General features: G+C 68.4%; 12 protein-coding genes. 7 read left to right on the top strand and 5 right to left on the bottom strand.

All coding sequences use genetic code 11. The features are described from left to right. The first annotated feature begins 3 nt into the window (after positions 1-3). Positions 4-2532 carry a DNA gyrase/topoisomerase IV subunit A gene (locus tag AC1DFR_RS07650; protein ID WP_476873094.1) on the top strand — a complete coding sequence of 843 codons (2529 nt, stop codon included), beginning with the start codon at positions 4-6 and terminating at the stop codon, positions 2530-2532. Between the two features lie 120 nt (positions 2533-2652). Here AC1DFR_RS07650 and AC1DFR_RS07645 read toward each other — a convergent pair whose 3' ends face one another. After that, positions 2653-3036 (bottom strand): VOC family protein, encoded by a 384-nt coding sequence (locus tag AC1DFR_RS07645; RefSeq protein ID WP_223917085.1) that lies wholly within the window; start codon positions 3034-3036, stop codon positions 2653-2655. Positions 3037-3281: 245 nt separating this feature from the next. On the opposite strand from AC1DFR_RS07645, the gene AC1DFR_RS07640 reads away from it, so the two are divergent. The 5 genes from AC1DFR_RS07640 to AC1DFR_RS07620 all read left to right on the top strand — a co-directional run bounded on the left by AC1DFR_RS07640 (position 3282) and on the right by AC1DFR_RS07620 (position 7072). Beyond that, positions 3282-3539, top strand: a complete 258-nt coding sequence (locus AC1DFR_RS07640; RefSeq protein WP_026537025.1) for an SHOCT domain-containing protein — start codon at positions 3282-3284, stop codon at positions 3537-3539. A gap of 8 nt (positions 3540-3547) precedes the next feature. Beyond that, positions 3548-4993, top strand: coding sequence for a multicopper oxidase family protein (locus tag AC1DFR_RS07635; protein ID WP_476873093.1), 1446 nt, complete (start codon positions 3548-3550; stop codon positions 4991-4993). Positions 4994-5092: 99 nt separating this feature from the next. Continuing rightward, positions 5093-5623, top strand: coding sequence for a hypothetical protein (locus tag AC1DFR_RS07630; protein WP_476873092.1), 531 nt, complete (start codon positions 5093-5095; stop codon positions 5621-5623). 110 nt (positions 5624-5733) lie between these two features. Continuing rightward, positions 5734-6378 carry a DUF305 domain-containing protein gene (locus AC1DFR_RS07625; protein ID WP_476873091.1) on the top strand — a complete coding sequence of 215 codons (645 nt, stop codon included), beginning with the start codon at positions 5734-5736 and terminating at the stop codon, positions 6376-6378. 175 nt (positions 6379-6553) lie between these two features. After that, positions 6554-7072 (top strand): DinB family protein, encoded by a 519-nt coding sequence (locus AC1DFR_RS07620; RefSeq protein ID WP_476850461.1) that lies wholly within the window; start codon positions 6554-6556, stop codon positions 7070-7072. A gap of 65 nt (positions 7073-7137) precedes the next feature. Here the strand turns inward: AC1DFR_RS07620 and AC1DFR_RS07615 are convergent, their stop codons facing one another. The 4 genes from AC1DFR_RS07615 to AC1DFR_RS07600 all read right to left on the bottom strand — a co-directional run bounded on the left by AC1DFR_RS07615 (position 7138) and on the right by AC1DFR_RS07600 (position 14587). Next, positions 7138-8214 carry a GNAT family N-acetyltransferase gene (locus AC1DFR_RS07615; protein WP_476873090.1) on the bottom strand — a complete coding sequence of 359 codons (1077 nt, stop codon included), beginning with the start codon at positions 8212-8214 and terminating at the stop codon, positions 7138-7140. A 21-nt stretch (positions 8215-8235) separates the two neighbouring features. Then, complete coding sequence (cydD, locus tag AC1DFR_RS07610; protein ID WP_476873089.1) at positions 8236-11871, bottom strand: thiol reductant ABC exporter subunit CydD; 3636 nt, start codon at positions 11869-11871, stop codon at positions 8236-8238. An 8-nt stretch (positions 11872-11879) separates the two neighbouring features. Further along, the gene (cydB, locus tag AC1DFR_RS07605; protein ID WP_476857967.1) at positions 11880-12929 is read right to left on the bottom strand and encodes a cytochrome d ubiquinol oxidase subunit II; all 1050 of its coding nucleotides are present in this window, start codon (positions 12927-12929) and stop codon (positions 11880-11882) included. A 62-nt stretch (positions 12930-12991) separates the two neighbouring features. Continuing rightward, entirely contained in the window at positions 12992-14587 is a 1596-nt protein-coding gene (locus tag AC1DFR_RS07600; RefSeq protein WP_476873088.1) for a cytochrome ubiquinol oxidase subunit I, read from the bottom strand. Between the two features lie 319 nt (positions 14588-14906). On the opposite strand from AC1DFR_RS07600, the gene AC1DFR_RS07595 reads away from it, so the two are divergent. Continuing rightward, the gene (locus AC1DFR_RS07595; protein WP_018772400.1) at positions 14907-15293 is read left to right on the top strand and encodes a BlaI/MecI/CopY family transcriptional regulator; all 387 of its coding nucleotides are present in this window, start codon (positions 14907-14909) and stop codon (positions 15291-15293) included. Positions 15294-15296 lie beyond the last annotated feature (3 nt).

Genomic DNA, 15296 nt, shown 5'->3' with positions numbered 1-15296 from the left:
CTTATGGCACGCCGCCAAACCACGCCCCCGGCAGGGGAACCCAGCCAGGATTTCGTTGAGAACATCGTCGATATCGATGTCACGTCCGAGATGGAAGGCTCATTCCTCGAATACGCCTATTCGGTGATCTATTCGCGGGCCCTTCCCGACGCCCGCGACGGCCTGAAGCCCGTCCAGCGGCGGATCCTCTACATGATGTCCGACATGGGGCTGCGCCCGGACCGCGGCCACGTCAAGAGCGCCCGCGTGGTGGGCGAGGTCATGGGCAAGCTGCACCCGCACGGTGACGCCGCGATCTACGACGCCATGGTGCGGATGGCCCAGGACTTTTCCCTGCGGCTGCCGCTGATCGACGGACACGGTAACTTTGGCTCGCTCGACGACGGCCCGGCGGCCCCCCGCTACACGGAAGCCCGGCTGGCGGCCGCGGCCCTGACCCTCACCGACCACCTCGACGAGGACGTCGTCGATTTCGTTCCCAACTACGACAACCAGCTGACCCAGCCGGACGTGCTGCCGGCCGCGTTCCCCAACCTGCTGGTCAACGGCGCGACGGGCATCGCCGTCGGCATGGCCACCAATATGGCCCCGCACAACCTGGTGGAGGTCATCGCCGCGGCCCGGCACCTGATCGACAACCCGGACGCCACGCTCGAGGACATCATGAGGTTCGTCCCCGGCCCGGACCTGCCCACCGGTGGCCGGATTGTGGGCCTGGACGGCATCCGCGACGCCTATGCCACCGGCCGCGGCTCCTTCAAAACCCGGGCAAAGGTGGACATCGAGCAGCTCTCGGCCCGCCGCACCGGCCTGGTGGTCACGGAACTGCCTTACATGGTGGGCCCCGAGAAGGTGATCGAGAAGATCAAGGATGCCGTCAACGCCAAGAAGCTCACCGGCATCAGCGACGTCGTGGACCTCACCGACCGCAAGCACGGCCTGCGCCTGGTCATTGAGCTCAAGAACGGCTTCAATCCCACTGCCGTGCTCCAGCAGCTCTACCGCTACACCCCGATGGAAGACTCCTTCGGCATCAACAATGTGACGCTCGTCGACGGCCAGCCGCAGACCCTCGGGCTGCTCCAGCTGCTCTCGGTCTACGTGGACCACCGGATCAATGTGGTCCGGCGCCGCACCGCCTTCCGGCTGGGCAAGAAGAAGGACCGCCTGCACCTGGTCGAGGGCCTCCTGGTCGCGATCGTGGACATTGACGAGGTCATCCAGATCATCCGGTCCTCCGACGAGGTGGCCGAGGCCCGTACCCGGCTGATGTCCATCTACGATCTCTCCGAGATCCAGGCCAACTTCATCCTGGAACTGCGGCTGCGGCAGCTGACCAAATATTCGCGGGTCGAGCTGGAGAAGGAGCAAGAGGAGCTCCGCCGGGAGATCGCGGAGCTTGAAGCGATCCTGGGCTCCCCCGCGCTGCTCCGTGCCCTGGTGTCCGACGAACTCGGCGAGATCGCGGAGAAGTACGGCACACCGCGCCGGACCGTCCTGCTGGAATCCGAGGCCGTCTCCCCCACCGTCGCCGCGGCACTGGGCGCAGCCGCCGGGGCCAAGGGCAAGGCCGCACCGCTGGCCCTTGAGATCGCGGACGATCCTTGCTGGGCCATCCTCACCGTGTCCGGGCAGATTGCCCGCACCGCCAACCAGGACAGCCTGGCCGAGGCCGGACCGCGGACCCGGCATGACGTCTTCTCCTCCGTGGTCAAAACCACCGCCCGCGGCGAGATCGCCGCCGTGACCTCGCAGGGCCGCATGCTGCGCCTGCAGGTCATGGACATGCCTGTGCTGCCGCCAACCTCGGGTACCCCCAACATGGCCGGCGGGGTAGCGGCCAAGGATTTCATCACTCTGCTCAAGGGGGAATCGCTGGTGGCCTTCGCGCCGCTGGACCAGGTTCTGGCAATCGGAACCGCCCAGGGCGTGGTCAAACGGGTGCAGCCGGACTATCCGCTGAACCGCGAAGACTGGGAAGCCATCGCGCTCAAGGACAAGGACACCGTGGTGGGCGTTGCCCCCGCCGGGTCCGACGACGACGACCTCGTCTTCATCACGCGCCAGGCCCAACTGCTGCGTTTCAGTGCCTCCGCCGTCCGCCCGCAGGGCCGGACCGCCGGCGGCATGGCCGGGATCAAGCTGGCCGCCGGGGACCGGGTGATGTTCTTCGGGACCGCCAGCCCCGCTGACGCCGCCGCCGTCGTCGTGACCATCGCGGGGACGGAAGGCGCGCTGCCGGGCACAGCCCCCGGGGCCGCGAAGGTCACCGCCCTGGCCGAGTACCCGGTCAAGGGCCGGGCGACTGCCGGGGTGCGGGCACACCGTTTCCTCAAGGGCGAGGACACGCTGCTGCTCGGCTGGGCTGGGCACGGGCCGGCCAAGGCGTCCTCCCTGGCAGGTGTGGCGCGCTCACTCCCCGGCGAGCATGGCCGCCGCGACGGCTCCGGCATTCCGCTGTCCCAGGCGATCGACGCCATTGGACCCAGCATGGCGTGGTCAGAGGACCCGGAAGCCGGCAACGACACGTAGGACCGCGGACGAACGAAATCCGGCCGGCGGCGCTGTCGCGCTCCGGCCGGGATTCGTGATCCGGCGTTGCCTCCGGCGATCTCAGTCCCGGAAGCCTTGCCCGCATCCTGTGGGCCGGCGCTAGGGCATGTGGTTGAGGCTCAGGATGTTGCCCTCCGTGTCCAGGAACCACGCGGCCGAGCTTCCGTCCGGAGTGGTGGCGATGCCGTCCTCCGTTTTTAGGCCCGGGAAGTCGTATTCCTCGAAGACGACTCCCTTGGCCCGGAGTTCCGCAACGGCACCCGGAAGGTCATCGACCACCCAGCCGATCTGCGTGTTCTTGGCCGTTCCGGCATTGGGCGTCTGGTACAGGAGGAACCCGGTACCGCCGCCGCACTTGTACTGCAGGTTGTCCTCGGCATCCGCGTTCTCGGGTTCGAGTCCGAGCTTATCGCGGTAGAAATCCCGTGCACGGGCGATGTCCGCTGCCGGTAGCACTGCGCCGACTTGCTTGTCCTTGAGCATGGCTATTCTCTTTCCAGGCCCGCCCCCCGGAAGGAATGATACTCCTCCACATCCCCCACGTACCTGAGAAACCGCGACGCCGATTTCCTTGGCCGGCGGGGCACGGCCGGGCATGCGCGCACTCGATATCCGTGAGTGCGTGTAGCTCGAGGCTCCCGGACGGGGAGGCCTTCGGACTCTACCGGGCAGCCGAGGTCGGCCCAAGAATCGGAATAGCAATGGTCTGAGGCGAAAGGGCACCGGTCTTGATGTGGGGCTACGGCATGAATATGGCCTGGATGTGGATGTGGGGCATACTCCTGCTCATCGGCATAGCGCTGCTGGTACTGGTCGCCGTGCGCATGTTTGCCGGAGGCGGCAGTCACAGCGGGATGCAGGGACCGCAGGGGCCCTACCCGGGCAGGAGCCGGGCCCGGCAGATCCTCGATGAACGCTTTGCCCGGGGTGAACTGACGGCGGAGCAATACCGCGAGCAGCTAAAGGTTCTCGGCGAGGACCAATAGTGCTCCCAATGAGCCGCCGGAACGCGCTCCTGCTGGGCGGCCTCGGCACGGCAGCCGTAGCCGCCGGCGGAGCCGGGCTCTGGTGGACGGTCAGTTCCCGGTTCGCGTCCGTCGCGGGCGGAGACTTCACCGAGCCGAAGCAGCTGCGCAGCAGCAACGGACAGTTGCAGGTCCGGCTCGAAGCGTCAGCTGGCTCAGTGCAGCTCGGCGGCCAGCAGGCCTCGGCGCTTGGCTACAACGGCGGAATCCCCGGCCCAACCCTGCGTTTGAGGGGTGGGGACGTGTTCGCCGTCGAGCTGGTCAACAGCATGGACGTCCCGACAAACCTGCACGTCCACGGACTCCACGTTTCACCCCAGGGCAACGGAGACAACGTTTTCAACGTCGTCGAGCCCGGCCACTCGTTCCGCTACGATTACCGGCTCCCTGCGGATCACCCGCCCGGCGTGTACTGGTACCACCCCCACCATCACGGCATGGTCGCCGATCAGATTTTCGCCGGCCTGTTCGGTGCGATCATCGTCGAGGACGCACAGCCCGTGGACGTCAGCCGCGAGCGGGTGATGGTCGTCTCTGACATCACCCTGGACGGCTCCGGAACCGTCGCCGGCCCCTCGCCCATGGACCGAATGCTCGGCCGGGAAGGTGAACTTGTCCTGGTCAACGGCCAAAGCAACCCGAAACTTTCCGCCCGGCCGGGCGAGCGTGAGCGGTGGCGGATCGTGAACACCTGCGTGGCCCGCTACCTGCAGCTGCGCCTGGACGGGCAGCAGATGCAGCTCCTCGGCATGGATTCCGGCCGCTTCCCCACACCCCGGAACGTGGACGAGGTGCTGCTGGCGCCGGGCAACCGTGCAGATGTCCTGGTCACAGCTGTCGAGGGCGACGCCACTCTCGGTGCCGTCTACTACAACCGTGGCAGCATGGCCGGCGTGATGGGACCGGCAGGGCCAGCCCCCAACGGCGCGCAGGGCATAGGGGACCTCGTGCTGGCGACCCTCTCGGTCTCCGGCGCCCCGGCCGCTCCTCCTCCGGCGGTGCCGGCCCGGCCCGCAGCGGCAGACCTGAGGACCGCGGCCGTTGCCGCTCGCCGGCAGCTGACCTTCGCCGTCGGCGGTATGGGGATGGGAATGACTTTCACCATCAACGGCCGTGAATTCAACGCAAGCCGGACGGACACCACCGTGGCCGCGCAGACGGTGGAGGAGTGGACCCTGATCAATCCCAGCCCGATGGACCATCCTTTCCACCTGCACGTCTGGCCGATGCAGATCATCGAAGAACAGAGGCAGGCGCCGGGCCAGCCCGTCTGGCGTGACGTCGTCAACATACCCGCCAACGGACAGGTGCAGGTCCGGATCCACTTCAAGGATTTCACCGGCCGCTCCGTGTACCACTGCCACATCCTGGACCACGAGGACCAAGGAATGATGGGCGTCATCGAAGTCCGCTAGCCCAGCGGGAGCAAGTATCCCGACGACGGCCCGGCCAATGCGCAGCCTGTAGCCTTAACCTGGCTACCGTCCAACACTGCCAACCGGAGGGAGAATGCCATGGCCGCAGCTTTCATGGGCCATGCCGCAACCGCCCTTCGCCGCGGATTCCTGCTAGTGGGCCTGCTGGCGGTCATGGCTGGATTCCTCGGGATGCACATCATGACCGGAATGCATGGCGCTCATGCCATGACCGCGGTGACATCCTCCGCGGAAACCGCGGGGTCGTCTTCCCGGCCGGAGACCAACCTCGCACCTCATCCGGCCGCCCATGCCCTGCAAGAGCGCACCATGGGCCATGACTCCGTGGCTCCGCGCCCTGCGACCCCAGCCGGTCCCGACCTGACGGCCGACAGCCGGGCCGCTGCCCCAGCGGCTTCGTGCGTATGCCAATCGAACTGCGCCGACGCTGCGTCAATGCACTCGGCCTGTGCGCCCTCGGCGGCAATGACGTCCCTGGCCGCGCCCCCGCCTGGCACGGCACCGGCCTCAATGCACAACCCGGACACGCACGCCGACGCCGCCGTCTGGGCCTACTGCTATCTCCCCGCAAGTCCTTCACCGGGCGATCTGTCCATCAGCCGGACGTAAGACGGGATCGCGCCGTGTCGTGCCCGGCGTCCCTACTTACCCGACACGCTCCATCCCGTTCTTCCAGCGGCGCGGGCGTGTCATCCGCAGGCGTGCCACGACGCCGATTGATGATTGAAGGACTTGACCCCATCAAGAAAACCCTGACCATTTCTGCCACAATTTCTGCCTTCGGCATTTCCGCCGCCATCGCCCTTGCCGGCTGCGCCGGCACCTCCGGAAGCACACCCACTAACACCATGCCGGGCATGGTCAGCGGCGGCATGGGCATGGCATCCAGCTCAGCCCCCGCAACCGCAGGCCACAACGCGGCAGACACCATGTTCACCCAAGGGATGATTCCGCACCACGCCCAGGCCGTGGAAATGAGCGACATGATGCTCAGGAAACAGGGCATGGACGCGCGGATCACCGCACTCGCCACCAAGATCAAGGCCGCACAGGCACCCGAAATCGCGCAGATGACGGGCTGGCTCAAGACCTGGAACGAACCCACCCAGATGGCGTCCGGCCATGGCATGGGCGACGGGATGATGGGCGACGACGACCTCAAGACGCTCGACGCCGCCCAGGGCAACGACGCGGCCAAGCTGTTCCTGGCCCAGATGATCGCCCACCACGAGGGCGCGGTGATGATGGCCAAGACTGAAAGCAGCCAAGGCAAGAACTCGGACGCCATCAGCCTCAGCAAGGCAATCGTGACCGCCCAGGAAGCTGAAATCCAGGAGATGAAGGACCTGCTGGCCAGCCTCTAGCAGCGTCCCGGCCCCGGTCCGTCTTCGGACCGGGGCCGTCAACTGGGCGGCCACGGCCGACGTCGTCAAAGCATCGGCCGACGGCGGTGCTGCTTTGGCCTCGTACCTGGGTGCCGCACCGGCTGCAGCGACGGGTCGGGATGCCCGGCGGAACAAATGCACCTACACTGCTGGAATGCCTATCATTCCGGATTCCAAGGACTGGACTTGGGTCCTGTCGCGGCCCTGCCCCGAGTGCGGTTTCGATGCCTCCGCCGCGACCCCGGCCACGGCGCCGGGGATCGTCATCAGCATGCTCCCGCGGTGGCGTGCAGCCCTCCGACGTCCGGACGCGACGGAACGGCCCAACGAGGCAGCGTGGTCCGTCCTCGAGTATGGCTGCCACGTCCGGGACGTCTTCACGCTTTTCGATCACCGCCTGTCCCTCATGTTGTCCGAGGACGATGCCCGGTTCGATGACTGGGACCAGGACAAGACGGCAATCGAGCAGGACTACGCCAACGCCGATCCAGCCCAGGTCGGCGTCGAGTTGACGGCCGAGGGCGAGCAGATTGCAGCGTCCTTCGCACGGGTAACGGAGGAGGATTGGGTCCGCTTGGGGACCCGGAGCAACGGCTCAGTGTTCACTGTCCTGACCTTCGCGCAGTATTTCCTGCACGACGTCGTCCACCATCTCCACGACGTGGACGGCTAACGCGAAGAACCAGCGCGCGGACGGCCGGCGGGCAGGCGCAGGTCTGCGGTTCCCCGAGGCGGCCCCTACGGCGCTGCCGGCTGAAGCTCCTTGTCCCACGCCATGCTCCGGTTGACGGCCACATAGCCCATCTTGATGTAGAGCGCGAGGGCCCCGGTCGGGTTCTCCGAGTCGACATCCAGCGAGGCCACGTCCATGCCCGCGGCCGCGAAGCGGCGCATGGCATCGGCCAAAAGCACCTGCGCGATGCCCCGGCCACGGTACTCCCGCCGGACGCCGAGGAGCTCCGTGTAGCCTTCGCGGAAGCCGCGGGTCAGGGCGGCCCCGACGTCGTGGGTGGCCAACTGGTACCCGGCCACCGTGCCGGTAGAACGGTCCAGCACGACGCCACTCAGGTCCGGCCGGGCCTGCGGATCATTCACCACAAAGCCCCAACCCTCCTGGTCGCGGGGCTCACTGCCCCAGTGGTCCCGGAATGCCGCGTTGTGCGCCAGCCGCACCGGTTCATGCAACTCCGGACCAAAAGTGACGAGCTCCAGTCCGGGGTCCAGGGAGGATTCAGGCACAGCCTGGTTCAGTTGCCGGTGCATCTCGTTGTAATAGCGGACAACGCCGTAGCCGGAACCGGCGAACAGGGCGGCCTGGTGCTGGTGCTGCTGCTCGGTATGGAGCCGCAGTCTCGGCCGCGGGACGTCCCCGGTCCCCCCGTCCTCGCCGGCCGCCAAAGCTGTGCCGGCATCCCCAACTGTGCCGGCCGGCCGTGCGTCCTCGGCAAAGCGGTCCCTGGTCCGCTGTTCCATCCAGCCCAGCAGCGAGGTGCCGATCCCGCTCCCCTGCCACTCGGGGTCAACGCAGCCGGAGCCGTTCGCCTTGTCACCGTCGCGGTTCTTGGTGATCCGGCCGTAAGCCCGGGCAACGCCCTCCGGATCGAAGCCGATGATGGTGTTTGCCGTTGCCGGGTTATTTTTCGACTCCAGGATCTGTTCCAGATCCGCCTGGCGTTCGAACCAGACGGGTTGCTCGACGGCGGCCGTGCGGGCAATCAGCCCGGCCCACGCGTCGAGGTAGCGGCGCTCCGCCGGCCGCCAGGACAGCCGGGGATCGAGCGCGGGCCGGGGGTGGAGCTCGCCGTTGCGGTTCATGGCAACAGGCTAATAGGCGGGTTACCCGCGCGCCAGCACGGCCGCCGCCGCTGGACCCTCCCCCGCGGCGCCCACGGCGGCAGCCGCGGCTGCGGCGTCCAGGTCCAGCCTGGTGTCCGCGGCGTCGATATCGTCCGGGTTGTGGGTGACCAGGACAACGGTCCGGTCGCGCAGCCCGTCGCGCAATTCGGCGAGCATGAGCCTGCCTGACTCCGCATCGAGGTGCGCCGTCGGTTCATCGAGCAGGATGACGTCGGCCCCGGTCATGAGCGTGCGCGCAACGGCCAGGCGCGTACGCTCTCCGCCGCTGAGGAAGGCCCCGCCCGGGCCGATCCGGGTGTCCAGGCCGTCCTCGAGCCGGGCCAGCATCGGGCCGAGTCCGACGGCGTCGAGGGAAGCCCGCATCTGCTCGTCCCCGTTGGCCACCACGGCGCCGCCGGGTCCTCGCTGCGCACTGTCCGTCCTGGCGGGAGCTGGCTCCGGCCGCGCCAGGAGAAGGTTGCCGCGGATGGTCGAATCGAACAGGTGTGCCTCCTGCGGGCACCAGGCGGCGCGTCCGCTCAGGTACAGGTGGCCGCCGGCCGCCGGCAGGAACCCCAGGACCGTGGCCAGCAGGGTCGATTTGCCGGAGCCGGAGGCGCCGGTGACGGCCAGCCAGCGGCCGGGGCCGGCCTCGGCCGTGAGTCCGCTGAAGACATTTCCGCCGCCAGGCCACGCGGCAGCGAGGTCCACGAGTTCAATCCCTGGCCGGCCGCCGGGCCGCGAAGCCACGGGCACCAGTCCGCCCGTTGCGGCGCCGCCGTCCGCGTCACTGTCCGCCCCCGCCTCCAGGACTCCCGCCGCGCTGATCCGCCGCATCACGGCGCGCAGCGCGGGATACTGTCGCACGGCCGTGGTGATGGCCGCGTAAGGGTCCACCAGGGCCAGCTGCACGAGGACGACGACGGCAACAGTCTCCGGTTTGACCGCGCCGCTCAGGGCGAGCGGGGCGGCCAGCACTGCGCTGGCCAGGGCGGCCCCGGCACAGGCCAGGACGGTCAGGGCCTGGCCGAGACCCTCCGCCCATGCCGACCGTTGTGAGGCTGCCGTCGCGGCCCGGTCCGCCCGGCCAATCGCATTGAGCACGGGGGCGCTGACGCCGTTCGCGTGCAGTTCCGCGCGGGCGTCCAGGGCTGCGGCAACGTGACGGAGCACGCCGGAACGGAGGCTTTGTTCGGTGCCGGCAGACATGCGGTCGGCGGCCAACGCCAGGGCGGGGGCAACGACGATGCTCAGCAGCGCTGCCGCGGCCACGGCAGGCAGCGCAGCGGGAAGCAGCAGTCCGATCCCGGCCACTGCGGCCGCGGCGACAGCGACGGCGGTCACGGGCGGCAGCACGACGCGGGGCAAAAGCTCGCGGACCGTGTCGACGTCGTCCACCACCGTGCCGAGTACGTTGCCGCCCTGCAGGAGCCGGCGCAGGGACAGCGCCCGGCGGCTCAGCGACTCCCAGAGCCGGCCCCGGAGCCGGGTCAAGGCGGCGAACACGGCATCGTGCAGCAGCAACCGCTCGGAGTACCGCAGGCACGCCCGGCCGACGCCGAAAAACCTCACGCCGACGATCGCGGTGAGCAGGTACAGGATGGGCGGCTGTTCACTGGCCCGGATGATGAGCCAGCCGGACAGCCCCGCGAGGGCGACGGCGAACAGGGCCGCCAACGTGCCTACGGCTCCGGCGGCGGCGAACCGGCCCTTGACCGGGGCCAGCAGGCGACGCAGCTGGGCAGGGACCGAACCGGACGGGCCGGCCGCGCCGGAGCCGATTGAGCTGACCGAACCGGCGGCCGCGGCAGGAGCGGGGCCGGTTTCGGGGCGGCCCGGGGCCGGATCCGGGGTCGGGGTTGGGTCCGGGGTCTGGCTTTGGCCCGGCGCCGCGGCGTCCACGAGGAAGGGCGCCCGGGTGGCCGCCGCCTGCACGCCCGGCTCTCCCCCGGCGGATGCCGGCAGTGGCGGGACGAGGGCCGGAAGTTCACCGCCGTGGTGGCCGCCGGCTCCCGGCGTAACCGCGACGAGAGTGTCGGCAAGGTCCCGGGTGTGCCGGTCGTGCGCAACGAGCAGCACGGTGACCTTTCCCCGGAGCCCGGCGAGGGCCCGATTGACCAGTGTGGCCGATCCCCGGTCCAGATGGGCGGTGGGTTCATCCAGGAGCAGTACGCGGGCGCCGGCCTCGATCCTCGCCAGCCCGCGGGCCAGAGCAACCCGCCTCAGCTCCCCCGGGCTCAGCTCGGCCGGGTGCTTGGCCGCCAGGTGCCCCGCGCCCACGGCTGCCAGGCACCGCTGCGCTGCCGCATCGGCTTCCGCGCCCGCCTCGGTGCCGGCCGTGGCGGCGTCGGCTTCGTCGGCGGGAACGCCGAGATACAGGCGGATCTCGTCCAGCACCGTGGAAGCCAACATGACGGGATGCTGTGGCACCCAGGCGAGATCCGCCGTCGTGAATCCTCCGAGGCGTCCGGACACGGCGGTCCCTGCATCCGTCCCGATGGTCCCGGCGAGGACTCCGAGCACGGTGCTCTTGCCGGCGCCGCTGGCACCGTCGAGTGCCGTGATCTGGCCGGCGGCGGCGGTGAAGCTCAACGGTCCGACGGCGGCGTCCGTGCGTCCGCCGAAGCGGACGGTCAGTCCGTCCACGGTGACGGCGGGCGGGCCGGCAGCAGGAACGGAGGCCGGCGTCGGATCCAGGGGCGCAGCTCCGGGATCCGCGAGGACCGCTGTGGTTTCGGCGAGCGCTGCCCGGCCGTCGTCGCTGGCGTGGTGTGCGGTGCCGAGCTCCCGGAGCGGAAGGTAGCAGTCGGGAGCGAGGATGAGCGCAAGCAGCCCTGCCTCAAGCGCCATGTCGCCGTTGACCAGGCGGACGCCGATGAACACGGCGACGACCGCCACGGAAATCGTCGAGATGAGCTCGAGGGCCAGGGCGGAAAGAAAGGCCGTGCGCAAAGTCCCCATGGTCCGGGAACGATATTCCTCGGACATGTCCTCCAGCGCCTGGCGCTGGGCGGAGGCCCGGCCCAGGCCCACGAGGACGGGCAGGCCTTTGGCGAGCTCGAGCATGTGCCCGGAGAGCCGTGCCAGCGCGGACTGGGCGTCCCTGACACGTTCCTCGGTGTACCGCCCGATCAGGATCATGAACAGCGGCACCAGCGGCACCGTCAGCACGATCACCACGGCGCTGACCCAGTCGGCGAACAGGATGCGGGCGCCCAGCAGCAGCGGAATGGCCGCGCAGTTCACCAGCGCGGGCAGGAACTGGGTGTAGTAGCTATCCAGGGCGTCCAGCCCCCGGGTGGCCAGCACGGCGAGGCCGCCGTCGGCGGGCCCGGCAGACCGCGTGCCGTTCCTGAGCGCCTGCTCCAGCAGTTGCGAGCGCAGCTCCTCCTTCACTCCGAGCGCCGCCCGGCGTGAGGCCACGGACTGGCCCCACACCGTCAGCGAGCGCAGCACCGCCCCCGCGGCGCCCAGAACCAGCTGGTCTGCCCAGGCGGTGTCATGAGCGGCGAGCCCGGCGAGCATCGATGCCACAGCCTGCGCCATGAGCACGAGCGAGAGGGCTTTCAGGGCGGCAAGCAGTCCCAGCAGGTAGAGGGCGGAACGGGTCGAGGGGCCGGCGGGGAACGGTCTCATCTGGGAAGTTAGTCCTTCGGTGCCAGCGCTTTGGCGGCGATCGCGGGAAGGAAGCTGTGCGCCTCCGGGATATGCGCTGCGCTCACCCGGCGCCGGAACACCCAGTACGTCCAGGCCTGGTACGCCAGGACCAGCGGCAGCCCGATGCAGGCCACAATGCTCATCAGGCCCAGGGTGTAGTCCGAGGACGAGGCGTTGGAGACGGTGAGATTGAACGCGGGATCCAGCGTGGACGGCAGGACCACGGGGAAGGCGGCACCGAAGATGGAGGCGCTGCCGAGCAGGAGGAAGGCACCCAGCGACATGAAGGCACGGCCTTCGGCACCCTTGCGGGCGAAATTCCACGCCAGGACCGCGGCGACGACGGCGCCGACCACGGCGGCGATGGTCCAGGCCTCGCCGCTGAGGAGCTGGAGGCTCACCGCCCAGCCGGCCATGGGCAGCAGCAGCACGGGCAGCAGCCGGACGAACCAGGCCCGCGCCCGGTGGCGTACCTCGCCGTCGGTCTTCAGGGCCAGGAACCCGAGACCGTGCAGGAGGGAAAAACCGACGACGGCGAGCCCGCCGAGCACGGCGTAGCCGCTGAACCAGGCAAACGGGCCGCCCTCTCGGTCGCCGTTGGCGTTCAGCGGCAGTCCCGTGGTGGTCAGGGCCAGTGCGGCGCCGACGCCGAAGGCCGCGACGAACGACCCTGCCGAGATGGCCCAGTCCCAGCGGGCGCGCCACCGGGGGTTGTCCACCTTGCCGCGGTATTCGAAGGCGACCGCCCGGAAAATGAGCGCCACGAGGACCAGCAGGAGTGGCAGGTACAGGGCGGAGAACAGCGAGGCGTACCAGAGCGGGAACGCCGCGAAGGTGGCGCCGCCGGCGGTCAGGAGCCAGACTTCGTTGCCGTCCCAGACCGGGCCGATCGTGTTGATCAGGACGCGGCGTTCCGTGTTGTTCCGGGCGAATCCCTTCATCAGCATGCCGACGCCGAGGTCGAAGCCCTCGAGGAAGAGATAGCCCGTCCACAGCACCGCGATGGCAACGAACCAGATGGTGGGTAGCAGTTCCATGCTGAGAATCCTCTGCGTATTTTTCGTGTGGGTTGCTGGGTGGTGGGTTGCCGGGCGGGCGCCTAGTAGGCGAACGCCAGGACGTCGTCGTCGGGTTTGCCGGGACCGCCCTGGGGGGTGTTGTCCTCGTTTTCGTCAACGGGGGCGTGGACAAGTTCCGGCATGGCCGAGGCCACGCCGCCGCGGATGTACTTGACCAGGAGCTTGACCTCCACCACCAGCAGCACAGCATAGATGGAGGTCAGGACCACGAGGGAGGTCAGGATCTCTCCGGCCGAGACTCCCGGTGAGACGGCCGCGGCGGTGAACATGAAGACCTGGTCGATGCCGCTGGGGTCCGGGTTGGGGGCGACGACGAACGGCTGGCGGCCCATCTCGGTAAAGATCCAGCCCGCCGCGTTGGCACCAAACGGTGCGAGGATCCCGAACACCGCCAGGCGCATGAGGCCGCGGGAGGCCGGCACGGTTCCCTTGCGGGTTGCCCACAGTGCCAGGAGGGCGGCGAGGGCGGCCACGCCGCCGAAGCCGATCATCATCCGGAAGCCCCAGTAGGTGACTTCCATGACGGGCACGTACTGGATTTGCTGTCCGGCGCGGTCCCCGTAGATGGGGTTGTCCGGCAGGGTGGTGCCGTACTTGGCCTGGTACTCGCCCAGCAGGCTGTTGACGCCCTTGACCTCCGTGGTGAAGTCGCCCTTGGCCAGGAAGGACAGGATGCCGGGGACCTCGATCACGGCCACGATGTCATCGCAGTTCTTGGCACCGAGGTTGCCGACGCTGAGGACCGAGAAGCCGGTGCCATCATGGCAGGCCGCCTCGGCGGCGGCCATCTTCATGGGCTGCTGCTCGAACATGAGCTTGCCCTGCAGATCTCCGGTGACGGCGGTGCCCGCGAAGGAAATCATGGCGACGACGGCGCCGATCCTCAGCGAGCGGATCCAGACGGTGTGGTCACTGCGGTCCCGGCCGAGGATGCCGGCGGCTTCGCCGGGGATCACCTTGCCGTCGGCCCCGATGGTGTCGATGCCGTCGTGGCGGCGGCGCCACAGGTGGTACCAGGCAATGCCGAGCAGGAACCCGCCGGCGACGGCCAGGGCGCCGAAGAGAGTGTGGGGCACGGCGACCAGGGCCGTGTTGTTGGTGAAGACGGCCCACGCGTCGGTCATGACGGGCCGGCCGTTGACCATTTCGACGCCGACGGGGTGTTGCATCCAGCTGTTGGCCACGATGATGTAGTAGGCCGAGAAGACGGAACCAATGACGGCGATCCAGAGGCAGGCCAGGTGGACGGCGGGCTTGAGCTGTTTCCAGCCGAAGATCCACAGGCCCAGGAAGGTTGACTCGACGAAGAACGCCAAAAGCGCTTCCAGGGCCAGCGGGGCGCCAAAGACGTCACCGACAAAGCGGCTGTACTCGCTCCAGGCCATGCCGAACTGGAACTCCTGCACGATGCCGGTGGCCACGCCCATGATGAAGTTGATCAGGAAGAGCTTGCCCCAGAACTTGGTCATGCGCAGATATTCCGGCTTGCCGGTGCGGTACCAGAGCGTCTGGATCACAGCCACCACCAGCCCGAGGCCGATCGTGAGCGGCACCATCATGAAGTGGTAGACCGTGGTGATTCCGAATTGCCAGCGTGCGATTTCCAAGGCGTCCAAGGCAGTCCCTACTTTTGGCTAGGTCCGAGCAACTTCTACGTGGCGTAGAAGTAATTCTTCTACAGAGTGTAGAACACATCGTCGCTTCCCCGTAACCCAGACTCCCACGGCACGTCACGGCCTGCAATGGAACAAAGGCCCTCTCCCGCCACCCCGGGTCGGCGGCGCGACACGCCGGGCGGCCGTGTTCTACTTCATGTAGAAAGAATGCGCAAAACGCGGTAAATTTGTAAACGAAGTATTCACACACACCGCCCCGGCAGGCACCAGCAGTTTCCCAGCATGACGCCGGCGCGGCAGGCATAGAAGGATGTACGCAATGGCAAGTCTCGGTGAACTGGAACGGGCAGTGATGGACCTGCTCTGGGCAGGCCAAGAAGCTGCGACAGCCAACACTCTGCGGGACCTCCTCGCACAAAGCACCCAGCCCCAGGACGGCAGCGCCGGACACGTGGGCAAAGACCTCGCGGTCACCACGGTGCTGACCGTACTCTCGCGCCTTGAGCGGAAGGGTCTGGTGGAACGCGAACGCGGCACCCGCCCTCACCGCTACCAGGCCGTCTCGAGCCGTGCGGACCACACCGCGGAACTCATGCACGAGGTCCTCGGCTCCGCTCCGGACCGCGAAGCCGTCCTGGCCCGGTTCATTGGTTCCGTCACGGATAACGAGGCAGAAACCCTGCGCAAGCTTTTGGGCCGCAGCTAGCGC

It is taken from the genome of Arthrobacter sp. 05T410, assembly GCF_056396505.1.
The sequence above is the reverse complement of the archived record's forward strand: the minus strand, read 5'-3'. Positions and strand labels throughout refer to the sequence as shown.